This window comes from Mesorhizobium sp. B2-4-13 (assembly GCF_006658535.1).
In the GTDB taxonomy this organism is placed as follows: Bacteria; Pseudomonadota; Alphaproteobacteria; order Rhizobiales; family Rhizobiaceae; genus Mesorhizobium; species Mesorhizobium australicum.
This window is the reverse complement of the sequence record NZ_VFVB01000009.1, coordinates 153,292-180,105: the sequence shown is the minus strand read 5'-3', so window position 1 is coordinate 180,105 and position 26,814 is coordinate 153,292. Positions and strand designations below refer to the sequence as shown.

Here is a 26,814-nt window from a genome sequence, read left to right as displayed (position 1 = left end):
TCCTTGCTCCGCCCTAGGATGACGAAGCGAGAGGCGTGGCGGCTAATCTCTAATGCTGGCAGTACCGCGTGTAGGCCAGCGGCGGAGACCACCATCAAATCTCTTTCTCCAGAAACTCATCCTCATACGGAAAGCGCGACAGAAGCTCGGTGCCGGTCTCGGTGATCAGGATTTCGTCCTCCAGCTTGACGCCCTCGCGGCCGCCCTTCTCGCCAATATAGCTTTCCACGCTCACCACCATGCCTGGCACGATATGGCCGTCGCGGCCATAGGTCTCGTAATCCATGGCATGCGCGATGAATGGTGTCTCGCCATGCATGCCGACGCCGTGCATGACCGAGGTGTAGCGCTGGTCGACGAAGCGGTCCGGAATTTTCCACGCCTTCTCGGCGATCTCGCGGAACGCCATGCCGGGCTTCACGATCGAAATATTGTGCTGAACCTGATCATGCGCCATGCGGTAGAGCGATTTCTGATAAGGCGTCGGTCTGCCCGGCCCACAGCGGAAGGTGCGCGAAAAATCCGAATAATAGCCGTAACAGCCGATCGTGTCGGTATCGAGCGCCAAGAGTTCGCCGGGCCTGATCTTGCGGCCGCTGGCTTCGTTGAACCACGGATTGGTGCGCTGGCCTGAGGTCAAGAGCCGCGTCTCGATGAACTCGCCGCCCTGGCGGATGACCTCGCCATACATGATGGCGAACAGATCGTTTTCGGAAACGCCGGGCTTGATCGCCTCGCGCACCGCATAGACGGCGGCCTCGGCGCCGGCCATCGACACCTGCAGGCATTTGACTTCCTCGGGCGTCTTCACCGCGCGCACGGCGAGAATTTCGCCCTGGCAATCGCGAACCTCGCAGCCGCGCTTTTCAAGCGCCAGGGCCTGCAGATGGCTGCAGCGGTCGAGCCCGAGCTTCATCGAGCCGCCGCCGTGCTTTCTCAGCAACTCGGCGATCTCGTCGGCGAAGGGCCCGGCGGTCTCGTCGTCGCGGCCCGACACGGAAGACCAGACGAGCTTGGAAGGACGCGCCTCGTCGATCGTGTCGAGCACCATCGAGACATGGTAGCTCTGCGGATATTCGAACAGCACGATCGGCCCGTCGGCCGGAATGAAGAAATAACGGGTCGAGTTGCGCAGGAAATAGCCGAACATGTTGCGCGAACCGGTGGCGTAGCGCTGGTTGTAGGGGTCGAACAAAACGACGCCGCCATAGCCGGCCTCGCGCATCCAGCCGCGCAGTTTGTTGAGCCGGCCTTTGCGCAGGGCATCGGCATCGATGAAGGACGGCTCGGTGTCCGACAGCCACATGCCGCCGGCCGGGTCGGCCGCCGCCGGGTGGCGCATGCGGTCCTTGAAGTCGACGTCCTCGGTGCTGTCGGGGTCGAATACGACGATGCTCATGGGGTCTGGCCTTGGGTGGATTGCGAGGCCTGACCATGGCGCAGGAGAGGCGGCGAGATTGTGCGGAAAACCGCGTGTGTTGTGCGGAATGCCGCTCTGGAATGCGTGGCGCTGCCCCTCACCCAGCCTCCGCTTCACTCGGCTGACCTCTCCCCGAGGGGGAGAGGAGACTACCGGCGCCGGCGCCAACCTCTTCTCCCCACCGGGGAGAAGGTGGCCGCGGAGCGGCCGGATGAGGGGGCCCTCGTAGAACGTGGCCCCTAATGCCTCCTCGCCAGCTTCGGCGGATGGCCATGCTCCTCGCGGAAGGCGCGGGCAAAGCTCGACATCGAGGCAAAGCCGCAGGCCAGCGCCACGTCGCGCACGGCAAGCGTCGAATGCGCCAGCAGGTCGGCGGCGCGTTTCAGCCTGAGCCGTCGGTAATAGCCATTGGGCGAGATGGCGAGTTCGGAGCGGAAGGATCGCTCGAGCTTGTCGGAGGAAACGCCGAGCTTCGCCGTCAGCTCGGCCATGCCGAGCCTCTCCTCCACCGCGTCCTCCATGATGGCGATGGCCGACAGCACCAGCTCGTTCTGCACGCCGGTGCGCAGGCGCAGCGGCATCAGCTTGCGGTCGACGCTGGAGCGCAATTGGCTGTGCACGAACCATTCGGCGACGCCGGCGGCAAGCTCGGCGCCGTAGTCGCGGGTGACGATCTCCAGCATCATGTCGAGGCTGCCGACGCCGCCGGCCGAGGTAAAACGCTTGCGGTCGATGACGTAGAGATCGCGGCGCAGCTCGATGTTGGGGAACGCCTCGGTGAAGGCGGCCTGGCTGGTCCAGTGCAAGGTGCAGGCATGGCCGTCGAGCAGGCCCGCGCGGGCGAGGAAGAACGCCGCGTCCGCGACCGCGCCGATATGAGCGCCGGCGCGCAGGCTGCGGCGGATCCAGCTCGCGGCGTCCTCGGCGACGAGATGATCGGCGTCGCCGCCCGAGCAGACCACGATGCGGTCGACCTTGGGCGCTGCCTCGGCGTAAAAGCCTGGCTGGATGACGACGCCGTTCGAGGCCTCGACCGTCCCTTGGGTCGCCCCGACGATGATCCAGCGGTAGCATTCCCGCTTCGCCAGTATGTTGGCGGCGCGCAGTGGCTCGATGACGGAACTGAACGCCATCATCGGAAAGCCGGGGAACACCAGCACCGCGAAGGTGAGCGGGGAGTCCGTGGGTTTGGGTGGTTCGCGCGTGGTCATGGCGTCCGGAGCCGGGGAAATTGCGCGCTACAATTCGGGCAGATGGGCTTCGGGGTCAACGGTGTTCGGCCGAAGGCGAAGGGGCGAACGCAAGCGCTCAGTCCAGATACCGGGACACGCGCGCCTTCAGAAGCGCGATCAGCTCCGGGTCCATGAATTCATAATCGTCGGGGATATCGAGGCAGATCACCTTGGCCGCCTTCAGGCTGGCCTTGAATTGCTTCCGCAGTTTCGTCCGGTGGGTTTTCTCCATGACAAAGATGATGTCCGCCCAGCCGACGAGCTCGTGCGTCAGCGGCGTGTCGGCGTCATGATTGGTGCCAGCCGAGGCGACTTCGATGTCGCGCCGCGTGGAAAACACCTGTTCGGCGGTCGGGCTGCGCAAGCGGTTCTGGCTGCAGACGAAGAGGACGTTTTTCAAGGTTTAGCGCGCCAAGTCCGCCACCACGGCGTCGAGCACGATCATGCCGGCCGGCGTGGCCCGCAGGCGGGCGTTGCCGATCGGCGTCACCAGGCCCTCGCCCTGCAGCACCGACAGGCGAGCGCTCGACAGCTCGCGCCCGGAAAAGGCCTCGTAGCGCGAGAGGTCGATGCCTTCGGCGAGCCTCAGCCCCATCAAAAGAAATTCGTCCGCCTCTTCGGAGCGCGTCAGCAGCTCGCCGCCGGTGATGCCATGGCCCTTGGCCTCGACCAGATTGGCCCAGGTCTCCGGCATCCGTTCGGCGATGGTCACCACACGGTGGCCGTTCTCGACGAAGCGGCCATGCGCGCCGGGGCCGACGCCGACATATTCGCCGTAGCGCCAGTAGGTCAGATTGTGCCGGCTTTCGGCCCCCGGCCTGGCGTGGTTGGAGATCTCGTAGGCCGGCAGGCCGTGCGCCGTGGTGATTTCCTGCGTCAGTGCATAGAGGTCGGCGGCGTGGTCGTTGTCGGGAACGACGAATTTCTTCGCCGCGTGGAGCGCATGGAAGGGCGTGCCTTCCTCGATGGTGAGCTGGTAGAGCGACAGGTGGTCGGCGGCATGGCCGATCGCCTGTTCGAGTTCCGCCTGCCAATCCTCCGGCGTCTGCCCGGGACGCGCATAGATCAGGTCGAAGGACAGGCGCGGAAAGATTTCGCGCGCGAGCCCGATGGCGTGCAAGGCTTCCCTTACATTGTGCAGCCGGCCGAGAAAGCGCAAATCCTTGTCGTTCAGCGCCTGCACGCCGAGCGAGACGCGGTTGACACCGGCGGCGCGGTAACCGCGAAACCGCTCCGCCTCGACCGAGGACGGGTTGGCCTCGAGCGTCACCTCGATGCCGTCAGGCACCGTCCAATTCCCAGCCACGGCGTCCAGAACCCTGGCCACGGTTTCCGGCTTCATCAGCGACGGCGTGCCGCCGCCGAGGAAGATGCTGGTCACTTCGCGTGGCCCGGTGCGCTGGCGCATCGTTGCCAACTCGGCCTCGAAGGCGGCGGCGAAGCGCTCCTGGTCGACCGGCTGGTGGCGGACATGGCTGTTGAAGTCGCAATAGGGGCACTTGGCGGCGCAGAACGGCCAATGGACATAGACGCCGAAGCCGGGACCGCGGTCGAGCGCCATGGTGGTGCCGGGTCCGATCATGCCGAGCCAGGCCTCACCGAACCAAGCCGGGCTTGGGCGAATTTCTGGAAGGCGCGGGCGCGGTGCGACAGCGCCGTCGCCTGGCCGGGTTCCCAGCCGTGCTTTTCCTCCGCGCTCATCTCGCCGAAGGTCTTGTCGAAGCCATTGGGCAAAAACACCGGATCGTAGCCGAAGCCGAGCTCGCCGCGCGGCGGCCAGACCAGCGTGCCCTCGGCCTCGCCGCGATAATATTCGGCCTCGCCATCGGGAAAGGCGAGGCAGATGACGGCGACAAAGCGGCCCGTGCGCCGTTCGGGCGTGGCCGCGCCGACTTCCTGCATCGCCACTTCGGTGCGCTGCATGGCCATGGCGAAATCGCGCGAACCGTCCGGAGTCTCGGCCCAGTTCGCGGTATAGACGCCGGGCGCGCCGTCGAGCGCGTCGACACAGAGGCCGGAATCGTCCGAGAGTGCCGGCAGGCCAGTCGCCTTTGCGGCGGCAAAGGCCTTGATGTAGGCGTTTTCCTCGAAGGTGGTGCCGGTTTCGTCCGGTTCGGGCAGGCCATACGCCTTGGCCGATTTCGCCTCGAAGCCGAACGGCCCCATCAGCTCGGCGAATTCGCGCAGCTTGCCTTCATTGTGGCTGGCGACGACGATCTTCTTGCCATCAAGCGTATGGAGGTTTGGCGAATGCATCAAAGGCCCCAGATTCTCGGCTCGGCGAACTCGATCGAATTGCCCGAAGGGTCGCGTATATAGATCGAACGGCCGCCTTGCGGCCATTCGAATTCGCTTTCGATGGCGATTTTCTTCGCCAAGAGATGGGTTTTCCAAAGCTCGATTTCATCGGCGGTCGCGGCAAAGCACAGATGGCCTTCGCCGACCGCGCCGTGCGGCGGCACTTTCAGCCGCGCATCGGACGCCGGGGGAATTCTGGTCGTCTCGGCATTGAAGACGAGCAGCACGCCCGGGCCACAGCGGAAGAAAAGGTGGCGGCCTTCTACCTTGCCAAGCAGGGCGAGGCCGAGGATATCGGTGTAGAAGACCTCTGCTTCAGCGAGGTCGGTGACATAGAGGGCGGATTCAAGAATGGCAGAGGGAGTCACGAGGCCCCCCCCTCTGGCCTGCCGGCCATCTCCCCCGCAAGGGGGGAGATTGGCAGCGTGAGCGCCAGCTCATGGTATTCTATGCTGATTATTGGCGAAGCTCTCGACAACATCCGATCTCCCCCCTTGCGGGGGAGATGCCCGGCAGGGCAGAGGGGGGTGCCCAGGCTCCGCATGAATAAACTAAGCCACCGCCATCTGCTGCAGGCTGACCAACCGGGAAATGCCCTTCTTGGCCAGGCCCATCAAGGCCGCGAACTGCTCTTCGGAGAAAGGCTCGCCCTCGGCGGTGCCCTGGATCTCGACGATGCCGCCCTTGCCGGTCATGACGAAATTGGCGTCGGTGCCGGCCGAGGAATCCTCGACATAGTCGAGATCAATGACCGGCTGGCCGTCATGGATGCCGCAGGAAATCGCCGCGACATGATCCTTCAGCACTTTCGAAACACTGGCCATCTGCCGCGCTTCCATCCAGCGCAGGCAGTCATACAGCGCCACCCAGCCGCCGGTGATCGAAGCGGTGCGGGTGCCGCCATCGGCCTGGATGACGTCGCAGTCGACGGTGATCTGCTGTTCGCCCAGCGCCTGCAGGTCGACCACGGCGCGTAGCGAACGGCCGATCAGCCGCTGGATTTCCAGCGTGCGGCCGCCCTGCTTGCCGGCGGAGGCCTCGCGGCGCATGCGCTCGCCGGTCGAGCGCGGCAGCATGCCATATTCGGCCGTCACCCAGCCCTTGCCGGAATTGCGCATCCAGCCAGGCACCTTTTCCTCAAGGCTGGCGGTGCACAGGACATGCGTGTCGCCGAACTTCACCAGGCACGAGCCTTCGGCATGCTTGGAGACGCCGCGCTCGAAGGAGATGGCGCGCATTTCGTCGAATTGGCGTTTGGAGGGGCGCATTCGGCCTGCTTTCTTGTCATTTTTTGAATCGTGGCCGGCTTTTAGACGCATGCAGGGCACGGCGCAAAGGAAAAGGGGCGGTGACCCGACACAGACACCGGGTTGCGCGCGGCCCACCGAAGTCTATATCCTGGAACCGGAGGTTTTTAGCCGAATGACCAAGGCAGTCGATCCCGCCTCGCAGTCGCTGGCTCTTCAGTCGCTCGACATGCGCTCGCGCGACATCTTCCGGCGCATCGTCGATTCCTATCTGCGGGACGGCGAACCCGTGGGCTCGCGCAGCCTGTCGCGCATCCTGCCGTCCTCGCTGTCGCCCGCCACCATCCGCAACGTGATGAGCGACCTCGAGCATCTCGGGCTGATCTACGCGCCGCACATCTCGGCCGGGCGCCTGCCGACCCAGGCTGGCCTGCGTTTCTTCGTCGATGCCTTCATGGAGCTTGGCGACCTCTCCGACGAGGAGCGCCGCACCATCGAGGCGCAGGTGCGGGCCTCCGGCTCCGGCGCGACGCTGGAGCATATGCTGACCGAGGCCAGCCAGATGCTGTCGGGCATGTCGCGCGGCGCCGGCCTGGTGCTGGCGGCCAAGAACGAGGTGGCGCTGAAGCACATCGAATTCATCCAGCTGGAGCCGACCAAGGCGCTTGCCGTGCTGGTGTCGCAGAATGGCGATGTCGAAAACCGCGTCGTCGAGCTGCCCGCCGGCATCACCGTCTCGCAACTGCACGAGGCCTCGAATTTCCTCAACGCGCATATTCGTGGCCGCACGCTGGCCGAGGCGCGCACCGAGATCGCCCGCATCAAGGAAGAGACGAGAGCCGCCCTCGATACGCTGTCGCAGGACCTCGTCGAGAAGGGGCTTGCGGTGTGGGCGGGGGCCGAAAGCGGCCTGCCGGCGCGGCTCATCGTGCGCGGCCGCGCCAATCTGCTGGAAAACGTCACCGCCCAGGCCGACATCGAACTCTTGCGCCACCTGTTCGAGGACATGGAGACGCAGGACGGGCTGATCCAATTGCTCGACCTCGCCGAGCAGGGATCGGGCGTGCGCATCTTCATCGGCTCGGAAAACAAGCTGTTCTCGCTGTCGGGCTCGTCGCTGGTGGTGGCGCCCTATCGCGACAAGGACGCCCGCGTCGTCGGCGCGCTCGGCGTCATCGGCCCGACAAGGCTGAACTATGCCCGCATCGTGCCGATGGTGGATTATACGGCACAGCTGATTTCCCGCATGCTGAGGTAAGGAATCCCGGAATTATTGCCTTGGTTTCCATGCCGGAATTCGACCGCGAGTGACTTTCCTGGCGGGACCGTAATCCAGACAGGCTGCAAAGGAGAAAAAGAATGGCGCTGGAATCGTTCAAGGCCCAGATCAGTCTGCTGCTCGAGGAGATGGTCAACCAGCCGGAGGACCAGCACGAAATTCAGGAACAGCTGCGCGAAAAACTGCGCGAGATGCGCGCCATGGGCCTCCCATTGCCGGCCGATCTCGTTGAATTGGAAAAACGCCTGGACGACGATTTTTACGCTGCCGGGACCTGATCCGAGAAGTTTTGAGCATCGAGCGCAACGGAACCCACGAGCAAACCGATCGTTGGTTTCCTTCATGACCCGTTGGAGGAAGTGATGCGATTGGCCGGACTGGCGATGTCCGCACTGTTTGTCACGACCGCGGCGCTCGCCCAGCAAGCCGACCAGCCTGTGCTCAAAGGCCCGGCCGCCTTCGGCGACTGGCGGGCGGACAGGCCCGGCGTGCGCCGGCTGATTAAGCCGGAAGACCTGCCGAAACCCTATGTCACCAAATCCGCGTCCAACAGCGCCGGCGTGATCGACATGCCGGCGGACGCAAAGCCGCATTTGCCGCCGGGGTTTTCGGCCGAGTTGATCGCCTCGGGGATCGACAATCCGCGCGTGGTGCGCATCGCGCCCAATGGCGACCTGTTCATTGCCGACAGCAAGGCCAACCAGCTCCGCGTCTATCGCCTGGCGAAGGGCAGCGCGAAAGCCGCTGAGAAAAGCATCTTTGCCGGCGGTCTCAACCGGCCCTATGGCATTGCCTTCTATCCCCCGGGCAAGGACCCGCAATGGGTCTACGTCGCCAACAGCGACAGCATCGTGCGTTTTGCCTACGGCCATGGCGACCTGAAGGCCTCGGGCGAGCCGCAAACCATCGTCGCCGACATTCCTTCGACCCACCACTGGACCCGCGACATCGCCTTCTCGCCCGACGGCAAGACACTTTATCTTTCCGTCGGCTCCGGCTCGAATGTCGCCGAGGACATGGGCAAGAGGCCCAGGGGCGGGCTCGACGCCTGGGTCAAGGCTAAGCCGCTCGGCGCCAGTTGGGGTTCCGAGGCGGGCCGGGCCGAGGTCCGGGCCTTCGACCCCGACGGTAAGAACGGTCGCACAGTGGCCACCGGCTTGCGCAACTGTTCGGGCATGACCGTCCAGCCGGCGACCGGCGCGCTATGGTGTGTCGTCAACGAGCGCGACGGGCTCGGCGACAATGTGCCCGCCGAATACGCGACATCGGTCAGGGAAGGCGCCTTCTATGGCTGGCCCTGGTATTATATCGGCGACAATGAGGACCCGCGCCACAGGGGCGAGCGCCCCGACCTCGCCGGCAAGGCTGACAGTCCCGACGTGCTGATGCAGGCGCATTCGGCGCCGCCCAACATCGCCTTCTACGATGGCAAGGATTTGCCCGCCGACGCCGGATTTCCCCAGGCGTATCGAGGCGACGCGTTCGTTGCCCTGCACGGTTCGTGGAACCGCGGCAACAGGACCGGCTACAAGGTGGTCTGGCTTCTGTTCAAGGACGGCAAGCCAACCGGCGAATACGAGGATTTCATGACCGGCTTCGTCGTTTCGAACGGCGAGGTGTGGGGCCGCCCGGTCGGCGTTGCGGCGGCCGGCGACGGATCCTTGATCGTCTCCGAGGACGGCAACGGCACGATCTGGCGCGTGACTTATAGTGGCGACCGCTCCTGACCCTTGCTTGCGAACCGGGCCATTGCCGTCTGGTGCAAGCGAATCCCGCGCTCAGGGCGTTCTCCCCGAGGCCGCCTCGTGCGACAAGGGCGCGACTGCCCTTGGACGCCAGCGCCATGACCCTCACCGGATTCCTCGCCTATAGTGCCGCACTCGGTATCGCCGCCGCCATTCCTGGCCCCGGCATCACCGCGCTGGTCGCGCGTGCGCTGGGCTCGGGCTTTCGCTCGTCGCTGGCCATGTCCTTCGGACTCATGCTGGGCGATCTCACCTACCTGACCGCCGTAGTGCTGGGCCTCGCCTTCGTCGCGCAGGAGTTCGGCATGGTTTTCCTGGCCATCAAATGGGCCGGCGTCGCCTACCTGGCTTTCCTCGGCTGGCGCTTCTGGACCGCCGGCATCACACCTGAAACCGTCGAAGCCAGGAAGGGAAAGGGCGGCTTGCTGTCGAGCTTCGTCGCCGGCCTCACCGTGACGCTCGGCAACCCCAAGACGATGATCTTCTACCTCGCCATCACGCCGACCATCGTCGACCTGAAGACGATCGCGCTTGCCGATTACGGCATTCTCGTCGCGCTGACGGTCGTCGTCCTGTTCGTCGTGCTGGTGCCTTACCTGGCGCTGGCGGCCAAGGCGCGCTGGTTCCTGAAGTCGCCGCGCGCGCTGAAGGTGCTGAACCGCACTGCCGGCGCCTTCATGGTTGGCGCGGCGGCGGCGATCGCCGCTCGTCAGTAGGTCGTTTCGGCCAAACCATTCCCTACTTCGGCTGTTTCGGGAAATGCTTTTCCGAGTGCCAGGCGTTTTCAGCACGCGCCCCACTCGGATATTTTCCAGCCGCAGCCTATCTTGCGCGGTTGAAAGCCCTATTCTGTCGGCTACTGCCAATTGCCTGAAATCCAGGGAGCGAAACCAATGAACAAGCCCGTCACTTCAGCCCGCGTGCCCGGCCGCGGCCGCATCTACGATTCCATCACCGACACGATCGGCGACACGCCCCTGGTACGGCTCGACAAGTTCGCCAAGGAGAAGGGCATCGTCGCCAATCTGGTCGCCAAGCTCGAATTCTTCAATCCGATCGCCTCGGTCAAGGACCGTATCGGCGTGGCGATGATCGAGGCGCTGGAAGCGGCCGGCAAGATTGCCCCCGGCAAGACCACGCTGATCGAACCGACATCCGGCAACACCGGCATCGCGCTCGCCTTCGCCGCCGCCGCCAAGGGCTACAAGCTGATCCTGACCATGCCGGAGACGATGTCGGTCGAGCGCCGCAAGATGCTGGCGCTGCTCGGCGCCGAGCTGGTGCTGACCGAAGGCCCGAAAGGCATGAAGGGCGCCATCGCCAAGGCCGACGAACTGGCCGCGACGATCCCCAACGCCATCATTCCGCAGCAGTTCGAAAACCCGGCCAATCCGGAGATCCATCGCAAGACGACGGCGGAGGAAATCTGGAACGACACCCAGGGCGGGATCGACATCTTCATCGCCGGCATCGGCACTGGCGGCACCATCACCGGCGTCGGCCAGGTCCTGAAGAAGCGCAAGCCCGCGCTGCATGTCGTCGCCGTTGAGCCGGATGCCTCGCCGGTGCTGTCGGGCGGCCAGCCCGGCCCGCACAAGATCCAGGGCATCGGCGCCGGCTTCGCGCCCAAAATCCTCGACACCACGGTCTATGACGAGATCGTCAAGGTCTCGAACGAGGACTCGGTCGCCAATGCGCGCCTCATCGCCCGCCTCGAAGGCGTGCCGGTCGGCATCTCGTCGGGCGCGGCCCTGCAGGCGGCGATCGTCGTTGGCTCGCGGCCCGAGAACAAGGGCAAGACCCTGGTCGTGGTCGTCCCCGATTTCGCCGAGCGGTATCTGTCGACAATCCTGTTTGAGGGGCTGGGGGCTTAGGGCTTCGATACCCCAGGAATAACATGCGTCGGCGGGCCAGCGTGGCTTGTTTTGCGTCCTGAGCCTGGCCCGCAGAAAAACTCCCCTTGGCGCCGCCGCGCCGCTTGAGCCGACCCCTGCTTCCGGTTCATATCACCACCGGCCCGCGAGAAGACGGGCCGGGGGAGGATTTCATGTACAAGCTCTACACGCGTCCGGGCAGCGGCGGCTTTGTCGTCGAGGCGGCGCTGGCGCTGATCGATGCGCCTTTCCAGCAGATCGACGTGCCGAAAAGCGAGGCGCCCGATCCGGCCTTCCTCGCCATCAGCCCGTTGAACCAGGTGCCGGTGCTGACCTTGCCGGACGGACGCTCTATCACCGAATCGGCGGCGATCTGCATCCTGCTCGCCGAGCGCCACCCGCAAGCCGGCCTGGCGCCGGCGGTCGGCGCGCCCGCCCGCGCGGAGTTCCTGCGCTGGATGGCGTTCATGTCCTCGGTGCTTTACCCGGCGGTGCTGCGGCTCTACTACGCCCATCGCTACACGACGGATGCCGAGGGGTCGAAGGCGGTGAAACAGGCGGCGGTCGCCGAGATGGACCGCGGTTTTGCCGTCGTCGATGCAGCCTTGCGCAACCGCGACTGGCTCGCCGGCGATCAGATGTCGCTGGCCGACATCTATCTCGTCATGCTGGTGGCCTGGCATCCCGACGTCGACATGGCGCGGGCGGCCTGGCCCGGTATCGAACGCCTGTGGGCGCGGTTGCGCGAGCATCCGCTCATGAAGACGCTCAACACGTCGCACGAGATGTGGCCGGCCTGAACGAGGTGGTCCGAAATGCCGCCCGCGCCCGGGAGCTCATTGGATGAGAGCGGCGCGTCTTGCCTGCAGGAAGCGGCGCACCGCCGGATCGCGCTCTAAGCCGATCGCCCGATCATAGGCCTCGAGCGCCTGCGGTGCCTGGCCGAGCCTGGCCAGCAGGCCGGCCCGCGCGGCCCAGTAGGGCTGGTAGTCATTGAGCCGCTTGTCGTCTCCCAGCACGTAAAGAGCCGCCAACCCCGCCACCGCGCCCTCGGTCTCTGCGATCGCCACCGCGCGGTTGATCGCCACGACCGGTGATCCCGCGATCGAAAACAGCGCTTCGTAGAGCGCGCGGATCGCCGCCCAGTCGGTGCGGCCGCTCAGTCGTCGCGCCACATGCGCCGACTGGACCGCCGCCTCGAGCTGATAGCGGCCGATCGTGCCCATGGCGGCGGCACGGCGGAGCAGGGCTTCGGCCTCGTCGACCAGGGCGTGATCCCACAGTGCATGGTCCTGCTCGGCGAGCGCCACATACTCTCCGGCCGTGTCGCGACGCGCGGCGCGGCGCGCTTCGGCGAACAGCATCAGCGACAGCAGGCCCAGCGCTTCCGGCTCTTGCGGCAGCAGCGAGGCCACCAGCCGGCCGAGCCAGATGCCTTCGGTGGCGAGGTTCCGGCGCCGCGTCTCGGTACCGGCCGGGTCGGACCAGCCCTCGGCGAAAGCGGCGTAGATTGCCTCCAGCACCGCGTCCAGCCTTTCGCCGAGTTCGGCTCGCTCCGGTACGCGGAACGGAATGCCGGTCTCGCGGATGCGGCTCTTGGCGCGCACCAGGCGCTGCCCCATCGTTGACGGCGAGAGCAGGAAAGCGGAAGCGATCGTCGCGGCATCGAAGCCGAGGATGGTCTGCAGGATCAGCGGCGCCCGCACGCCCGGTTCGATCGCCGGATGGGCGCAGGCGAACATCAGCCGCAATCGTTCGTCGGGCAGGTCCTCATCGGTCATGCGCGCCTCCGCCTCCTCGGCAATCAGCTTGAGATGGTCGCGGCCGGCTTCGCTGGTCAGCCGCCGCCGCACCGCATCGACACGCCGCCGCCTTGCCACCGCGAGCAGCCAGGCTTCCGGCTTTTCCGGCACGCCGGAGCGCGGCCAGCGTTCAAGCGCCGCCGCAAAGGCGTCGGCCAGAGCATCCTCCGCAGCAGCCACGTCGCGCGTGCGCGCCGCCAGCCAGGCGACCAGCTTGCCGTAGCTCTGCCGGGCGGCCGTCTCGGCGGCCACCCGGGCGATTTCGGGGCGTGTGTCCATCACGCCGTCATTTCCTGGGCAGATAGTCGGCCATTTCCCAGATCGGCCGCACCTCGACAGTCCCGGTGCTGGCCGCCGGACAGCGCGCCGCCCAGGCGATCGCGGCGTCGGCGTCCTCGGCTTCGATCATGTAGAAGCCGGCAAGCTGCTCCTTGGTGTCGGCATAGGGGCCGTCGAGCACGCTGGTCTTGCCGTCAGTCATCCGGACCAGGGTGGTCGCCTGGCTCGGGCGCAGCCTGTCGCCGGCCAGCCAGGTGCCGGACTTCTTCAGCGCTTCCGTGTAGGCGTCATAGGCGGCGCTCATCTGATAGGTCGCCTCGGTCGGCACGTTCGCCATCGCGGCTTCGTCGGCGTAAATCATAAGCATGTATCGCATGGGTCTTCTCCCGTGGTTTCGAAGGCCGCTTCGTTGCGGGCCGAACGTATGTCGCGCGACCTTGGCCGATTTCGACAGGCGCTGGAAAAACTTTCGGCTCCGGCCGCGCCTTGTGCAAGCCGGCATATGTTTGGCGACACTCTCAACCATTCGTCTAACGAGCGGAATTGCGGGTTGGCATTTCCCCTCCGCTGTCTAAACTCGCCCGGTTCGCGTCAGGGAGGCGATGCGGCCAATATTTCAGGGAGGAAACCGGATGTTGAATTTCAGGACGAAATTTGTTGCTGCCGGCGCGATGGCGCTTTCCCTTGGCCTTGGCGCGGTGTCGGCCACCGCGCAGGAATTCATCAACGTGCTGACCGGCGGAACTTCGGGCGTCTATTATCCGCTCGGCGTGGCACTGTCGGAAATCTACGGCAAGGGCATCGAGGGCGCCCGCACCCAGGTGCAGGCGACCAAGGCCTCGGTCGAGAACCTCAACCTCCTGCAGCAGGGCAAGGGCGAGATCGCGTTCGCGCTCGGCGATTCCGTCAAGATGGCCGCCGAGGGCAATGCCGAGGCCGGCTTCCCCGGCAAGCTGGACAAGCTGCGCGGCATCGCCGCCATCTATCCCAATTACATCCAGATCGTCGCCAGCCAGGAATCCGGCATCAAGACGCTCGCCGACCTCAAGGGCAAGAGCCTGTCGGTCGGCGCGCCGGCATCGGGCACCGAGCTCAACGCGCGGGCCATCTTCGCCGCCGCCGGGCTGAAATACGAGGACCTCGGCCGCGTCGAATACCTGCCCTTCGCCGAATCGGTCGAGCTGATCAAGAACCGCCAGCTCGACGCCACGCTGCAATCGGCCGGGCTGGGCGTCGCCTCGATCCGCGATCTCGCCACCTCCTTGCCGATCAATGTCGTTGCGGTGCCGGCCGAAGACGTCGCCAAGATCGGCTCGCCCTATCTGTCGGTGGTCATTCCCAAGGGCACCTATGAGGGCCAGACGGAGGATGTCGCCACCGCCGCCGTCGGCAACTTCCTCATCACCCGTGCAGATGTCTCGGATGAGACCGCCTACCAGATGACCAAGCAGATGTTCGAGCATCTCGACCAGCTTGCCGCCGCGCACGCCGCCGCCAAGGCGATCGACCCGGCCAAGGCCCTCGACGGCATGCCGGTGCCGCTGCATCCGGGCGCGGAGCGGTATTACAAGGAGAAGGGGCTGCTGAAGTAGGCGAGGACTATCTGAGATGTCTTCGCGACGCGCCTCGCACTATCATTCGCTCATTTTGGAGTGCGTCGGATGAGCGAAGCAGTCGACGGCAAATCCTCCACCTTCCATCTCCCCGTCGCCGAAGAGCAGGTCGAAGGACTGCCGCCGGGTTTCGGCGACGGCATCGCCGGCAAGGCGGCCTTCGCCATCGCGGTCGCTTTTTCCGCCTTCCAGATCTACATCGCCGCCTATGGCAGCCTGCCGAGCCAGGTGGTGCGGGCCATGCATGTCGGTTTCCTGCTGCTGCTCGGCTTCGGCCTGATCGCCAATCTGCGCGCCACCAGCCTGCCGGCCAAGGCCGCGTTCTGGACGCTGGGCGTGCTCGGCTTCGGCACCGGCCTGTACAATTGGGTGTTCTATACCGACCTCATCCGGCGCTCCGGCTTCCTCACCACGCCGGACCTGATCGTCGGCGCGGTGCTGGTGGTGCTGGTCTTCGAGGCGGCGCGCCGGCTGATGGGGCTGCCGCTGGCGGCCATCGCCTTCATCTTTCTCGCCTATTGCTTCGTCGGCAATCATCTGCCCCCGCCCTTCATCCATCGCGGCTATGACTTCGCCCAGCTGGTCGACACCTTCGCCTACGGCACCGAAGGCATTTACGGCACGCCGATCTATGTCTCGGCCGCCTATATCTTCATCTTCGTCGTCTTTGCCGCCTTCCTCGAACGCGCCGGGATGATCGCGCTGTTCAACGATTTCGCGCTCGGCCTGGTCGGCACCTGGCGCGGCGGCCCGGCGCAGGTCTGCGTGCTGTCCTCGGCGCTGATGGGCACCATTTCCGGTTCCGGCGTCGCCAATGTGGTGGCCAGCGGCCAGTTCACGATTCCCTTGATGAAGCGCTTCGGCTTCCGCTCGGCCTTCGCCGGCGCGGTCGAGGCGACCTCCTCGATGGGCGGCCAGATCATGCCGCCGGTGATGGGCGCGGTCGCCTTCATCATGGCCGAGACGCTGAACATCCCCTATGCCGATGTGGTCAAGGCGGCCATCATCCCGGCGCTGCTCTATTTCGGCGCCTGTTTCTGGCAGGTGCATCTGGAGGCAGGCAAGGCCGGCCTGCGTGGCATGGCCAAGGCGGACCTGCCCAACCCCTGGGACGCGGTGCGACAGCACTGGCCGCTGGTGCTGCCGCTGGCGGCGCTGATCTATCTGCTGTTCGCCGGCTACACACCTGTCTTCGCGGGTACGATGGGCCTGGCGCTGACCATCGTGCTGATCCTCGGCACGCCGCTGGCGGCGCTGATCGGGCCGCTCGCCTTCCGCGTCGTCTTCTGGCTGGCGCTGGGGCTCGCCGCCGCCTCCTTCATGAAATTCGGCGTCAACATCCTCAGCCTTGTCATCGCCGCACTCGTCATTGCCTGCCTTGCCTTCAGGGGTGGCCGCGAGACGCTGCGGATCTGCATCGACTCGCTTGCCGAAGGCGCCAAGAACGCGCTGCCGGTCGGCATTGCCTGCGCCATCGTCGGCATCGTCATCGGCACGCTGACGCTGACCGGCATCGCCTCGACCTTCATCGGCTGGATCATCTCGATCGGCGAGAACAATCTGTTCCTGTCGCTGGTGCTGACCATGCTGACCTGCCTGGTGCTCGGCATGGGCATCCCGACCATCCCCAACTACATCATCACCTCGTCGCTGGCCGGGCCGGCGCTGCTATCGCTCGGCGTGCCGCTGGTGGTCAGCCACATGTTCGTCTTCTATTTCGGCATCATGGCCGACCTGACGCCGCCGGTGGCGTTGGCCGCCTTTGCCGCCGCACCCATGGCCAAGGAGAGCGGCCTCAAGATCGGTATCCAGGCGACAAAACTAGCCATTGCCGGTTTCGTCGTTCCGTTCATGGCGGTCTACACGCCGGCGCTGATGCTGCAGGACGCCGGACCGATCGCCGCCCAGTTCGGTTATCCCGTCGAGGTCGCCTACATCGTTCTCAAGGCCTGCATGGGCATCGTGCTGTGGGGCGCCGCCGCCGTCGGCTTCCTTGCCACGCGCATGGCCTGGTGGGAACGGCTGGTCGCCTTCGCCGCCGGCGTGCTGCTGGTGGCGGCGGTGCCGCTGACCGACGAGACCGGCTGGGCGCTGTCGCTGGCCTGGATCGGCTGGCATGTCTGGCGTGCCCGGCAGGCGCCGGCCAGGGCATGATCCCGAAGCGAAGGTCGGCGAACGCAAAAAGCGGCACCCGGCTGGCGGCGGCGATCCTGCTCAGGCGAGAAACCGCATGAGCCTGTGCATCCTCGCCGCCGGCAAGAGCGTGACGCTCGGCGTTGCCGCCTTCACATTGTCCTGGGCGCATTCGGTGGAGCGGACGCGCTGGGAGGAAGACTGGAAGGTGACGCCCTCCGGCCTGCAAGTAGTCGAGGCCCGTATCAAAGGCTCGGGTGCCGGCATGGAGCCGCCGGAAGGTGCGGTGCTGAAGGATGGCTGGTGGGCCTATTCGCCCAAGGTCGGGCCGCAGCCCCGTCTCGTGCTGGCGGCCTCCGGCGCGACGGCCGGTGGCTGGACGCTGTGCACGTCCCAGGATTGCCGCGAACTGGGTAAGGCGGCGGGCGGCGCGATTGTGCTCCAACCCTGTGTGGCCGATCGCTTGAGCCGGCCGCGGTAGCGCGCATTCATCCGATTGGCCGCAACCAGGCGCGACGCTCTCGAAGAGGATCAGCGGCTGCACCGAAGGGTTCAGAGGGACGGCTTGCGTGGGATGGCTCGTCCGCGGACGCGCGGTCACGCTGGCCTCGGCTGCTTATGTCCTATAACACCAAGCCAGCCGATGGCGGCATCAAAGACGCGGCGTTGCCGCACGCCGGCGGTCGGCCAGGACAGGGCGTTCGGCGCGATAGGCGGTGGCGCGGCTGTCGGCGTCCGGCCTGCAGATGCGGCTGTTGTGTCGGCTTTCGAAGCTCATGGTCAGTGTGCGCCCAGCGACGTGCCGCGACGGGCGCAGGCCGGACCGGGGCCACGCATGTAATAGCGCTCGGGCCGATAGGTCGGCGCGACGAATTCGCGGATAGCGGCGGCATAGCCGATGAGTTGCGTGAGGAAGTTCATTTTATCTGGTCCCTGTCCCGATTTTCGGACGTCCCTTCCGAAGTGCGAGAACGATAGCATCGAGGCGTGAATACTCAGTGAACGTGATGTTAATTTTTGGTCGAAAACCCGTCGCTTCATGGCCGGATTGCGGCTGATTCGGGGTGTTTCGACGCCTTTTGTCACCATTTCGGTTGGTGTGACTTTTGCATCACATATGTTTCGTTTGAATGTCGCCTTGGCGCGCTTGTGTTTCAACTTTCGTGCCGCCCGGGAATTTCCTGCCGTGCGGCCGCGAGCGCTCGGAACCGGCCCCACCAATGGACGTTGAGTTCCAAGAACCGGCATTGCCGGCTCACAGGCACTGCCCAGGCAAGGCCGGGATCTCCCGAACAAGCAAGAGCAATGGAAAGGTTGAAATCATGGGCTTCTTTTCGAAGGACATCAAAACGCTGGACGACCTCTTCGTGCACACGCTGCGCGACATCTATTATGCCGAAAAGCAGATCGAGAAGGCGCTGCCGAAGATGGTCGACAAGGCAACCGATCCGCAATTGAAGGCCGGCTTCGAAAAACACCTCGAGCAGACCAAGGGCCATATCGAACGCGTCGAGCAGGTGTTCGAGCTGCATGGCGTCAAGGCCAAGCAGGTCAACTGCCCGGCCATCGACGGCATTCTCGAGGAGGCCGACGACGTCAGCGGCGATGTCGACGACAAGGACGTTCTGGATGCCGCGCTGATCGCCTCCGCGCAGGCCGTCGAGCACTATGAAATGACCCGCTACGGCACCTTGATCGCCTGGGCCAAGCAGCTCGGCCGCAGCGACTGCGCCAATGTGCTGGCCAAGAATCTTAAGGAAGAGCAGGCGACGGATCGCAAGCTGACCGAAATCGCGGAAAGCAAGATCAACCTGCAGGCCGCCGAATAGGGGCTGAAGGTCGGGGCCGGCGGCAACCGCGCCGGCCCCGGCCCGACCGGGTTGGAACCGAGCGGGGTGGTCGCCCGTTCCAGCTGATCTTTCTCAAGGGGAAAACCTCATGGCGCCGCGCCCGGCCTGGAAAGGCTATCTGAAGCTCTCGCTGGTCACCTGCGCCATCGAACTGACCAACGTGGTCACCCATGCCGACAAGGTCTCGTTCCACATCCTGAACCGCAAGACCGGCAATACGGTGAAGCGGATCTATGTCGACGCCGAGACCGGAAAACCGGTCGAGGACGGCGACGAGATCAAGGGATACGAGATCGAAAAGGGCGACTTCGTCCATATAGAGGAGGACGAGATCGAGGCGGTGCAGATCGAAACCTCGCACACGATGAGCCTCGACGGCTTCGTCGACAAATCCTCGATCCGGCAGATCTATCTCGACACGCCCTACTATGTCGCTCCGGCCGACAAGGTTTCGGAGGAGGCCTTCGCCGTCATCCGCGACGCGATGGCGGGCAAGAAGATGGCCGGGCTGGCGCGCATCGTTCTTTATCGGCGCGAGCGTCCGGTGGTCATCGAGCCGCTCGGCAAGGGCATGGTGCTGACCACGCTGCGCTACGACAACACGGTGCGCCAGCCGGAGACCGTCTTTGGCGACATCGAGGCGGTGAAGACCGACCAGGAGATGACCGATCTGGCCGAGCTCATCATCGACAAGAAGAAGACCAAGTTCGATCCCTCGAAATTCGACGACAAATATGAGGAAGCCCTGCTCGAGCTGATCCGCGCCAAGAAGGCGGGGCACAAGGCGCCCAAGGCCAAGGAGGCGCCCAAACCCTCCAATGTCGTCAACCTGTTCGACGCGCTGAAGAAGAGCTTGTCGTCGGATTCGGGTTCAGGACAAACCAAGTCCTCCCCGGCGAAAGCCAAGCCGGCGGCCAAACGTGCCAAGGCGAAAAGCGTTGCGCCGAAGCGCAAATCGGCCTGAGGATACGAGATGGCCAGCAGCCTCGAACAGTATCATTCGAAGCGCGACTTCAAGAAGACCGCCGAGCCGGCCGGCAAGGTTGCGCGCGGCAAGAAGGCCGGCGGCATCTTCGTCGTCCAGAAGCATGCCGCCACAAGGCTGCATTACGATTTTCGCCTCGAGCATGACGGCGTGCTGTGGAGCTGGGCGGTGACGCGCGGTCCGAGCCTCGACCCGCACGAAAAGCGGCTGGCCGTGCATGTCGAGGATCATCCCATCGACTATGCCGGCTTCGAAGGCACCATCCCCAAGGGCGAGTATGGCGGCGGCTCGGTCCTCGTCTGGGACGAGGGCACCTGGATGCCCGAGGGCGATCCGGCCAAGATGATGGCGAAGGGGCACATCAACTTCGAGCTCGAGGGCCACAAGCTGCGTGGCAAGTGGCATCTGGTGCGGCTGCGGCCGCGGCCCGGCGAAAAACGCGACAACTGGCTGCTGATCAAGTCGGACGATGCCGCCGCACGCCCCGGCGAGGATATTCTGCAAGACGAGCCGAAATCGGTGAAATCAGGCCTGACGATCGAGGAGGTCGGCGAAGGCAAGGCGGCCAAGGGCGAGAAGCCGAAGGTCTGGCATTCGAACAAGCCGGCCGCCGGCAAGGCCAAGACCGGCGGCAAGAAGCTCGATTTCATCGAGCCGCAGCTCGCCACGCTCGAGCGCGACGCACCGTCGGGCCAGGACTGGCTGCATGAGGTGAAGTTCGACGGCTACCGCATGCAGGCGCAGATCGCCGGCACCGACGTTCGGCTCCTGACCCGCACCGGGCTGGACTGGACGGAAAAATTCGGCGGCGAGATCGCGGCCGAACTCGCCGGGCTGAAATGCAGCGACGCCATCCTCGACGGCGAGATCGTCGTGCTGGCCGACAGCGGCGTGTCGTCCTTCGCGCTGCTGCAGCAGGATCTGTCGGCGAAGCGGACGAACCGCTTCATCTATTACGTCTTCGACCTGATGCGGCTCGACGGCAAGGATTTGCGCCGCGAGCCGCTTGTCGAGCGCAAGCAGGCCCTGCAGGCGCTGCTCGGCGAGCCGTCCGACACCGCGGCGGTGCGTTTTTCCGACCATTTTGCCGAACCCGGCAAGATCATGCTGGAACATGCCTGCCGCATGGGGCTGGAAGGCGTCGTCTCAAAACGCGCCGATGCGCCCTACCGCAGCGGGCGCGGTCCGGCATGGGTCAAATCGAAATGCACGGCACGGCAGGAATTCGTCATTGGCGGCTATCTGCCGTCGGACAAGACCGGGCGCGGCCTGCGCTCGCTGCTGGTCGGCTATTTCGAAGGCGGCAGCCTGCACTATGCCGGCCGTGTCGGCACCGGCTTCTCCACCAAGAGCGCCAACGACCTGAAGAAGAAGCTCGATGCGCTGAAGGCGGACGCCTCGCCCTTCGATGCGGCCGTGCCGAAGGGCAAGGGCCTGGTCTGGGTCAAGCCGGAACTGGTCGGCGAAGTGGAGTTTCGCAGCTGGACGTCGGACCGTATAATACGCCATGCTTCGTTCCAGGGGCTGCGCGAGGACAAGCCGGCGGAGGAAGTCGTGCAGGAAAAGCCCAATGCAACGGGAACAGGGGCAGCGGGAACCAAAACAGCGACAGGCAAGAGCCCCGCCAAGCCCAAGCCGGCGGCAGGCAGCGCCAATACGGCAGCACCGGCGGCGAAAACCAGCGTGAAGCTCTCCCACCCGGACAAGCTTCTGTGGCCCGACGAAAAGATCTCGAAGCAGGCCCTGCTCGATCACTACGCGCTGGTATGGCCGCGCATGAAGCAGTTCGTGGTCGACCGCCCGCTCAGCCTGGTCAGGGCGCCCGATGGTGTCGGCGGCCAGCGTTTCTTCCAGAAGCATGCCTCGCCCGGCATGCATGCGAAGATCGAGAAGACCAAGGACCCCACGGATGGCGAGGAAATCCTGTTCATCCGCGATTTCGACGGCATCGCGGCGCTGGTCCAGCTCGGAGTGGTCGAGATCCACATCTGGGGCTGCACCATCGACAAGCTTGAACAGCCCGACCAGATCGTCTTCGACCTCGACCCCGACGAGGGCGTCGACGTGAAGGCGGTGCGCGAGGCGGCGCTCGACATCAGGGGCAAGCTCGACGAGCTGTCGCTGCCCAATTTCGTCAAGACATCGGGCGGCAAGGGCTTTCACGTCGTCGTTCCGCTGAAGCCGTCGGCGGATTGGGCCGAGGTCAAAGGCTTCGCCCATGATTTCGCCAGGGCGCTGGAGCAAGGCGCGCCGGATCGCTACACCGCGACGCTGTCGAAGAAGGCGCGCACGGGGAAGATCTTCGTCGACTACCTGCGCAACGGCAGCGGCGCGACCACCGTCGCGCCCTACTCCTCGCGCGCCAAGAAGGGCGCGACGGTGTCGATGCCGGTGACCTGGGCCGAGATCGAGGCCGGCCTGCCGCCGAACGCCTTCCCGATCGGCGACAAGACGACGCTGAAACGGCTCTCGGAAGCCGATCCGTGGGTGGATTTCTTCAAGAAGGGGAAGGTGCTGAAGCGGGGCTAGCTCGACTTTCGGCGCGCCGACCTCACCCCAAAAACACCCTCTCGAACGCCTGCTTGCCCGGCGGCGAGAAAATCACCGCGCGGCTGTCCTTCTCGCGGCGCGCCCATTTCTCGGCAAGGATCTTGTCGAGGATGGCGGCGCCAAGCGGCCCGGCGAGGTGCGAGCGCCGCACGCTCCAGTCGAGGCAGGCGCGGCACACCGGCCGCCGCGGCTTGGTGTAGACATCGATGCCGATCGCCGCGAAATGCGATGCGGCGGACGGCCCGAGCCTGATCTCCTTGTCGTCGCGGACCAGTATGTTTTTCTCCACAAGGCGGTCCAGCATCGCAACGGCCTGCTCGCCCGCAAGGTGATCGTAGCAGACGCGCGCGACGCGCATCGCGCCGTCGCGCGGGCCCGGCCGCACGCGCTTGGGGCCAACGGCTTCCGCAACGCCGGTGATGGCCTCGATCATGCCGGCCACTTGCGGGCCGGCCAGACCGTAATAGCGATGCCGGCCCTGGCTGGCCAAGGTCAGCAGCCCGCCCTCCATCAGCTTGGACAGATGCGAGGAGGCGGTCGGCAGCGACACGCCGGCCTCCAGCGCCAGTTCGCTCGCGGTCAATGCCGTGCCGCCCATCAGGGCGTTCAGCATGTTGGCGCGGGCCGGATCGCCGACCAGGCTGGCGATGCGGGCAATGTCGGGTCCTTCACGCATGGTTTGATCCTCATCGAAGCATTCTTGTCAGATAACCATTATTCTCCGACGGGATCAAGGAGACGAGGATGGCCGCACGAATCGCTTTCACCCCCGAACCGGTGCCCCGCCGCCAATCGTTCCCGTTCGTCACCTGGGTCCGCTCACGGTTGCTGGCCCGCTGGTATGACCGCCATGCGCAGCGCCGCGACCTCTCGGAGATCGACGACCACCTGCTGCGCGACCTCGGCCTGACACGGGAGGATGTGCGCCGCGAATGCGCGAAATCCTTCTGGCAGGTGTGATCGCCAACTCATCTGCCTAGCAGATCGGGTGGCACGACGTTTCGACGCCGCCCGAACTGTCGCCGCTAAACACCAAGGAGCCGACCATGACCATCACCTGCTTCATCCGCTACGAGATCGACCCGTTCGGCAAGGCCGCCTTCGAGGAGTATGCCCGCAACTGGGGTCAGGCCATTCCGCGCTGCGGCGCCGATCTGATCGGCTATTTCGCGCCGCATGAGGGCTCGGCCACGACGGCCTATGCCGCCTACAACATCGAAAGCCTCGCCGCCTACGAAGCCTACCGCGCCCGGCTTGCCGCAGACCCCGCCGGCAAGGCAAACTATGAATTCGCCAAGCGCGAACGCTTCATCCTCAAGGAGGACCGCATGTTCCTGAAACTGGCTTCCGGCCCGCATGCGCCGCTGGTCAAGCTATGATCGCCGTCATCTTCGAGGTGCAGCCTGCGCAGGGCCGGCGCGAGGCCTATCTGAGCATAGCCGCCGACCTGCGTCCGCTGCTCGACGGCATTGACGGCTTCATCTCCGTCGAGCGCTTCCAGAGCCTGGCCGACCCGAACCGGGTGCTGTCGCTGTCGTTCTGGCGCGACGAGGAGGCGGTGAAGGCCTGGCGCAACACCGAAGAGCACCGGCAGGCGCAGCGGGCCGGGCGCGGCGGTATCTTTGCCGGCTATCGATTGCGGATCGCGCACGTGGTGCGCGACTACGGACTGGCCGAGAGGGACGAGGCGCCAGCGGACAGCCGGGCCGTGAATGGGTGAGAGTTATTGGGCTGACGTTGGCGCCGCCCAGCGTTGGGAGCCAGCGCCGCAGCCAGCCTCCTTCTCCCCGTCACTATACGGGGAGAAGTGCCCGGCAGGGCGATGAGGGGCAGCGTCGATCTTCGCCACTTTGTTTACGCATTCCCGATCAGCACGCCCGCCGCGAACACCAGGGCGCCGCCCAGCACCACCTGGAAGGCGGCGCGCAGGAACGGGGTCTGCATGTAGCGGTTCTGGACGAAGGCGATGGCCCACAGTTCGAAGAACACCACCACGGCGGCTACCGCCGTCGCGGTCCAGAAATGCGGGATGAGATAGGGCAGCGCGTGGCCGAGGCCGCCGAGCGTCGTCATGATGCCGACGGTCAGGCCGCGCTTGATCGGCGAACCCCTGCCCGACAGCTTGCCGTCGTCGGAAGCGACCTCCGTGAAGCCCATCGAGATCCCGGCGCCGATCGAGGCGGCCAGACCGACCAGAAGCGTCTGCCAGGTATCATGGGTGGCAAAGGCGGCGGCGAAGATCGGCGCCAGCGTCGACACCGACCCGTCCATCAGCCCGGCCAGGCCCGGCTGCACATAGGTGAGGATGAACTGGCGCTGCTCGGCGGTCGCCTCCTCGACCTTGACTTCGCCCGGCACGTGTTTCTGTTCCAGCGCATGCGCCGAGCTTTCATGGCCCTGTTCGGCCGCGGCCAGATCGTCGAGCAGCTTGCGGGTCGAGGCGTCGGTGGTGCGCTTGGCCGCCTCGACATAGAACAGATAGGCCTGCCGCTCCATCGCCTCGGCCTGGCGGCGCACGGCCTCGATGCCGAGCGGCCGCACCAGCCAGTCGGGCTTGCGCTCGAAATAGCCCCTCACATGTTCACGGCGGATCAGCGGAATGCGCTCGCCGAAACGCTTGCGGAAGAGTTCGATCAGCGAGTCGCGATGGCCGTCTTCCTCCTCGGCCATGGCCTCGAAGAGTTTGGCCGATTGCGGAAAGGTCTCGGACAATCCGTCCGCATAGGCCCGGTAGATACGCCCGTCATCCTCCTCCGATGAAATGGCCAGCGCCAGGATCTCCTGTTCGGAAAGTGATTCGAAGGATCGGCGGCCGAAGCCGAAAACACGGGAAAGCATGAGGAAATCACCCTAGTTTAGAATTGTTCTAAACTATGATTTGCAACGTCCTTGGTCAATCGTGCGCTTGGCCGCGGTCAAGAATAGTTGAGCCGGCACCGGGCATCCCTCTTCATTATCAGCGAATGTTTACCTATATATCGGGCCAAGCCAAAAAAAGGAACGAGCTGATGACGGCCAAGAAGCCTCCGCACGCCTACGATCCGAAACCGGTCCTCGATCTCATCGCCAGCATCGAGGCCGACCTGCAGCGCCTGAAGGGGCTGGTCGAGCAGCAGGTCGAGAAATTCGACCCCGCCAACCCGCACAACAAGGCGCCCGACGGCAAGCTCACCGAGGAAGGCGTCGAGTGCTGCTACCGCATGTTCGACGAGGGCAAGTCGCGCTATTCGGTGGCCCAGCAGATGAAGATCTCGTTTGCCGCCGCCACGCATCGGTTCAACAACTGGCGCAAGCTGGGCGGCAGCAAGCGGCAGCGGACATTGCTGGGGTGAATTGCGACATGCGGGCGTGACGGCCGCAACGCTGGTGCATTTGTGTCTTGATCACAATCGCGAACTTTGTCCCGGTCACATCTTTTCGTTGGCGTCGCGCGCGCCTTTGCGTGCACCATGGCCGGATCGCATCGCTACAGGACTCGCCATGACCACCCCTCCCGGCATCGCCGACATCCACGCCGCCGCCGCACGGCTCTCGGGCCTGATCGTCGAGACCCCCTTGATCGAATCGCAGGAGCTGAACAGGCGCTTCGGCGGCCGCATCCTGTTCAAGCCGGAGACGCTGCAGCGCACCGGCTCGTTCAAGTTCCGCGGTGCCTACAACAAGCTGTCGACGCTGAGCGAGGCGGAGCGCTCGCGTGGCGTCGTGGCTTTCTCCTCGGGCAATCATGCGCAAGGCGTGGCGGCTTCCGCCGCCATGTTCGGCGTCAAGGCGGTCATCGCCATGCCGGCGGACGCGCCTGACATGAAGATCGCCAATGTCCGCAGGCTGGGCGCCGAGGTGGTGCCCTTCGACCGTTTCAAGGACGATCGCATGACGGTGGTGCGCCCCTATCTCGACAAGGGCATGGCGTTGGTGCCGCCTTTCGATGATCCGGCCATCATTGCCGGCCAGGGCACGATCGGACTGGAGCTGGTGAGGCAGGCGCGGGCGCTGGGTGTCGGCCTCGACGCGGTCGTCATCCCCTGTGGCGGCGGCGGCCTGACCAGCGGCATCTCGGTTGCCGTGAAGGATACCTCGCCCGGCACCGCGATCTGGGCGGTCGAACCCGAGCATTTCGACGACACGCGCCGCTCGCTGGCGGCGGGCGCCAGGGTTTCGAACGAGCCTGGCCACAGTTCGATCTGCGACGCCATCCTCACCGCCGAGCCGGGCGCGATCACCTTCGAGATCAACCGCCGCAACCTCGCCGGCGCCGTCGCCGTCTCCGAGGATGCCGTCAGGCGGGCGATGCGCGACGCCATGGCCTATCTGAAGCTGGTGGTCGAGCCCGGCGGCTGCGTCGCGCTGGCGGCGCTGTCGTCGGGCGAGATCGAGCTGTCGGGCAAATGCGTTGCCGTGGTGCTGTCCGGCGGCAATGTCGATTTCGGCACCTATGCCGGGATCATGGCGGCGTAGGGCGGCTTCCGAGTGCCAAAATGCTATGCCCGGGCTCAAGCTCCGCACTCAG

Annotated in this window: 30 protein-coding genes; 17 read left to right on the top strand and 13 right to left on the bottom strand. The window is 65.3% G+C overall.

The annotated features are described in order from the left end of the window. Nucleotides 1-94: 94 nt before the first annotated feature. The 7 genes from FJ936_RS23600 to rph form a co-directional block, all read right to left on the bottom strand. Complete coding sequence (locus FJ936_RS23600) at nucleotides 95-1,399, bottom strand: Xaa-Pro peptidase family protein (RefSeq protein ID WP_140788917.1); 1,305 nt, start codon at nucleotides 1,397-1,399, stop codon at nucleotides 95-97. A 260-nt stretch (nucleotides 1,400-1,659) separates the two neighbouring features. After that, nucleotides 1,660-2,631, bottom strand: a complete 972-nt coding sequence (locus FJ936_RS23595) for a GlxA family transcriptional regulator (protein WP_140788913.1) — start codon at nucleotides 2,629-2,631, stop codon at nucleotides 1,660-1,662. A gap of 97 nt (nucleotides 2,632-2,728) precedes the next feature. Beyond that, complete coding sequence (locus FJ936_RS23590; RefSeq protein ID WP_015314798.1) at nucleotides 2,729-3,052, bottom strand: low molecular weight protein tyrosine phosphatase family protein; 324 nt, start codon at nucleotides 3,050-3,052, stop codon at nucleotides 2,729-2,731. 3 nt (nucleotides 3,053-3,055) lie between these two features. Next, complete coding sequence (gene hemW, locus FJ936_RS23585; RefSeq protein ID WP_141907061.1) at nucleotides 3,056-4,234, bottom strand: radical SAM family heme chaperone HemW; 1,179 nt, start codon at nucleotides 4,232-4,234, stop codon at nucleotides 3,056-3,058. After that, nucleotides 4,231-4,908 carry an RdgB/HAM1 family non-canonical purine NTP pyrophosphatase gene (gene rdgB / locus FJ936_RS23580; RefSeq protein WP_140788907.1) on the bottom strand — a complete coding sequence of 226 codons (678 nt, stop codon included), beginning with the start codon at nucleotides 4,906-4,908 and terminating at the stop codon, nucleotides 4,231-4,233. Before rdgB ends, hemW begins: the two co-directional genes overlap by 4 nt. Then, on the bottom strand, nucleotides 4,908-5,318 hold the full coding sequence (locus tag FJ936_RS23575) for a VOC family protein (RefSeq protein WP_140788905.1): 411 nt from the start codon (nucleotides 5,316-5,318) through the stop codon (nucleotides 4,908-4,910). Before FJ936_RS23575 ends, rdgB begins: the two co-directional genes overlap by 1 nt. Before the next feature lie 183 nt (nucleotides 5,319-5,501). Beyond that, nucleotides 5,502-6,218 (bottom strand): ribonuclease PH, encoded by a 717-nt coding sequence (gene rph, locus FJ936_RS23565; protein WP_140788902.1) that lies wholly within the window; start codon nucleotides 6,216-6,218, stop codon nucleotides 5,502-5,504. Between the two features lie 154 nt (nucleotides 6,219-6,372). Between rph and hrcA the strand changes: the two genes are divergently transcribed. The 6 genes from hrcA to FJ936_RS23535 all read left to right on the top strand — a co-directional run bounded on the left by hrcA (nucleotide 6,373) and on the right by FJ936_RS23535 (nucleotide 11,895). Continuing rightward, a complete protein-coding gene (gene hrcA, locus FJ936_RS23560) occupies nucleotides 6,373-7,455 on the top strand; it encodes a heat-inducible transcriptional repressor HrcA (RefSeq protein ID WP_015314793.1) in 1,083 nt (360 codons plus the stop codon). Nucleotides 7,456-7,556: 101 nt separating this feature from the next. Continuing rightward, nucleotides 7,557-7,754, top strand: coding sequence for a hypothetical protein (locus FJ936_RS23555; RefSeq protein ID WP_015314792.1), 198 nt, complete (start codon nucleotides 7,557-7,559; stop codon nucleotides 7,752-7,754). 84 nt (nucleotides 7,755-7,838) lie between these two features. Next, on the top strand, nucleotides 7,839-9,203 hold the full coding sequence (locus FJ936_RS23550; protein WP_181763164.1) for a sorbosone dehydrogenase family protein: 1,365 nt from the start codon (nucleotides 7,839-7,841) through the stop codon (nucleotides 9,201-9,203). 116 nt (nucleotides 9,204-9,319) lie between these two features. Then, nucleotides 9,320-9,937: a LysE family translocator gene (locus FJ936_RS23545; RefSeq protein WP_140712087.1), complete on the top strand. Its 618-nt coding sequence runs from the start codon at nucleotides 9,320-9,322 to the stop codon at nucleotides 9,935-9,937. Between the two features lie 177 nt (nucleotides 9,938-10,114). Further along, on the top strand, nucleotides 10,115-11,095 hold the full coding sequence (cysK, locus tag FJ936_RS23540) for a cysteine synthase A (RefSeq protein WP_140788895.1): 981 nt from the start codon (nucleotides 10,115-10,117) through the stop codon (nucleotides 11,093-11,095). A gap of 173 nt (nucleotides 11,096-11,268) precedes the next feature. Then, nucleotides 11,269-11,895, top strand: a complete 627-nt coding sequence (locus FJ936_RS23535; protein ID WP_140788893.1) for a glutathione S-transferase family protein — start codon at nucleotides 11,269-11,271, stop codon at nucleotides 11,893-11,895. Between the two features lie 36 nt (nucleotides 11,896-11,931). Here the strand turns inward: FJ936_RS23535 and FJ936_RS23530 are convergent, their stop codons facing one another. Both FJ936_RS23530 and FJ936_RS23525 read right to left on the bottom strand, forming a co-directional pair. Further along, the gene (locus tag FJ936_RS23530; RefSeq protein ID WP_140789001.1) at nucleotides 11,932-13,176 is read right to left on the bottom strand and encodes a DUF6596 domain-containing protein; all 1,245 of its coding nucleotides are present in this window, start codon (nucleotides 13,174-13,176) and stop codon (nucleotides 11,932-11,934) included. 7 nt (nucleotides 13,177-13,183) lie between these two features. Further along, the gene (locus tag FJ936_RS23525; RefSeq protein ID WP_015314786.1) at nucleotides 13,184-13,552 is read right to left on the bottom strand and encodes a YciI family protein; all 369 of its coding nucleotides are present in this window, start codon (nucleotides 13,550-13,552) and stop codon (nucleotides 13,184-13,186) included. A 256-nt stretch (nucleotides 13,553-13,808) separates the two neighbouring features. Here FJ936_RS23525 and FJ936_RS23520 point away from each other — a divergent pair, with 256 nt between their 5' ends. The 3 genes from FJ936_RS23520 (at nucleotide 13,809) to FJ936_RS23510 (ending at nucleotide 17,403) form a co-directional block, all read left to right on the top strand. Further along, the gene (locus FJ936_RS23520) at nucleotides 13,809-14,768 is read left to right on the top strand and encodes a TAXI family TRAP transporter solute-binding subunit (protein ID WP_140788890.1); all 960 of its coding nucleotides are present in this window, start codon (nucleotides 13,809-13,811) and stop codon (nucleotides 14,766-14,768) included. 69 nt (nucleotides 14,769-14,837) lie between these two features. After that, the gene (locus tag FJ936_RS23515; RefSeq protein ID WP_141907059.1) at nucleotides 14,838-16,943 is read left to right on the top strand and encodes a TRAP transporter permease; all 2,106 of its coding nucleotides are present in this window, start codon (nucleotides 14,838-14,840) and stop codon (nucleotides 16,941-16,943) included. Between the two features lie 76 nt (nucleotides 16,944-17,019). Beyond that, nucleotides 17,020-17,403: a DUF1850 domain-containing protein gene (locus FJ936_RS23510; RefSeq protein WP_140618416.1), complete on the top strand. Its 384-nt coding sequence runs from the start codon at nucleotides 17,020-17,022 to the stop codon at nucleotides 17,401-17,403. Between the two features lie 171 nt (nucleotides 17,404-17,574). Here FJ936_RS23510 and FJ936_RS31175 read toward each other — a convergent pair whose 3' ends face one another. Both FJ936_RS31175 and FJ936_RS23505 read right to left on the bottom strand, forming a co-directional pair. After that, the gene (locus FJ936_RS31175; RefSeq protein WP_263484918.1) at nucleotides 17,575-17,700 is read right to left on the bottom strand and encodes a hypothetical protein; all 126 of its coding nucleotides are present in this window, start codon (nucleotides 17,698-17,700) and stop codon (nucleotides 17,575-17,577) included. Between the two features lie 2 nt (nucleotides 17,701-17,702). Further along, the gene (locus FJ936_RS23505) at nucleotides 17,703-17,843 is read right to left on the bottom strand and encodes a hypothetical protein (protein WP_015314782.1); all 141 of its coding nucleotides are present in this window, start codon (nucleotides 17,841-17,843) and stop codon (nucleotides 17,703-17,705) included. A 401-nt stretch (nucleotides 17,844-18,244) separates the two neighbouring features. Here FJ936_RS23505 and FJ936_RS23500 point away from each other — a divergent pair, with 401 nt between their 5' ends. From FJ936_RS23500 to ligD, 3 genes are all read left to right on the top strand, one after another. Next, a complete protein-coding gene (locus FJ936_RS23500; RefSeq protein ID WP_015314781.1) occupies nucleotides 18,245-18,751 on the top strand; it encodes a ferritin-like domain-containing protein in 507 nt (168 codons plus the stop codon). A gap of 109 nt (nucleotides 18,752-18,860) precedes the next feature. Beyond that, the gene (locus tag FJ936_RS23495; RefSeq protein WP_140618129.1) at nucleotides 18,861-19,736 is read left to right on the top strand and encodes a Ku protein; all 876 of its coding nucleotides are present in this window, start codon (nucleotides 18,861-18,863) and stop codon (nucleotides 19,734-19,736) included. A gap of 9 nt (nucleotides 19,737-19,745) precedes the next feature. Beyond that, entirely contained in the window at nucleotides 19,746-22,286 is a 2,541-nt protein-coding gene (gene ligD / locus FJ936_RS23490; protein WP_140788886.1) for a DNA ligase D, read from the top strand. A gap of 22 nt (nucleotides 22,287-22,308) precedes the next feature. On the opposite strand, the gene FJ936_RS23485 is transcribed toward ligD, so the two are convergent. After that, nucleotides 22,309-22,983: a winged helix-turn-helix domain-containing protein gene (locus FJ936_RS23485; RefSeq protein ID WP_140788883.1), complete on the bottom strand. Its 675-nt coding sequence runs from the start codon at nucleotides 22,981-22,983 to the stop codon at nucleotides 22,309-22,311. 68 nt (nucleotides 22,984-23,051) lie between these two features. Between FJ936_RS23485 and FJ936_RS23480 the strand changes: the two genes are divergently transcribed. From FJ936_RS23480 to FJ936_RS23470, 3 genes are all read left to right on the top strand, one after another. Then, the gene (locus tag FJ936_RS23480; protein ID WP_140618124.1) at nucleotides 23,052-23,267 is read left to right on the top strand and encodes a DUF1127 domain-containing protein; all 216 of its coding nucleotides are present in this window, start codon (nucleotides 23,052-23,054) and stop codon (nucleotides 23,265-23,267) included. A gap of 86 nt (nucleotides 23,268-23,353) precedes the next feature. Then, complete coding sequence (locus tag FJ936_RS23475) at nucleotides 23,354-23,686, top strand: NIPSNAP family protein (RefSeq protein ID WP_140712071.1); 333 nt, start codon at nucleotides 23,354-23,356, stop codon at nucleotides 23,684-23,686. After that, entirely contained in the window at nucleotides 23,683-24,027 is a 345-nt protein-coding gene (locus FJ936_RS23470) for an antibiotic biosynthesis monooxygenase (protein ID WP_140618120.1), read from the top strand. The genes FJ936_RS23475 and FJ936_RS23470 overlap by 4 nt, the downstream gene beginning before the upstream one ends. Nucleotides 24,028-24,161: 134 nt before the next feature. Here the strand turns inward: FJ936_RS23470 and mbfA are convergent, their stop codons facing one another. Continuing rightward, nucleotides 24,162-25,145, bottom strand: coding sequence for an iron exporter MbfA (gene mbfA / locus FJ936_RS23460; protein ID WP_015314774.1), 984 nt, complete (start codon nucleotides 25,143-25,145; stop codon nucleotides 24,162-24,164). Between the two features lie 170 nt (nucleotides 25,146-25,315). Between mbfA and FJ936_RS23455 the strand changes: the two genes are divergently transcribed. Then, the gene (locus tag FJ936_RS23455) at nucleotides 25,316-25,639 is read left to right on the top strand and encodes a hypothetical protein (RefSeq protein ID WP_140618115.1); all 324 of its coding nucleotides are present in this window, start codon (nucleotides 25,316-25,318) and stop codon (nucleotides 25,637-25,639) included. A gap of 148 nt (nucleotides 25,640-25,787) precedes the next feature. Further along, nucleotides 25,788-26,762, top strand: a complete 975-nt coding sequence (locus FJ936_RS23450; protein WP_140788876.1) for a threonine/serine dehydratase — start codon at nucleotides 25,788-25,790, stop codon at nucleotides 26,760-26,762. The last annotated feature ends 52 nt before the right edge of the window (nucleotides 26,763-26,814 follow it).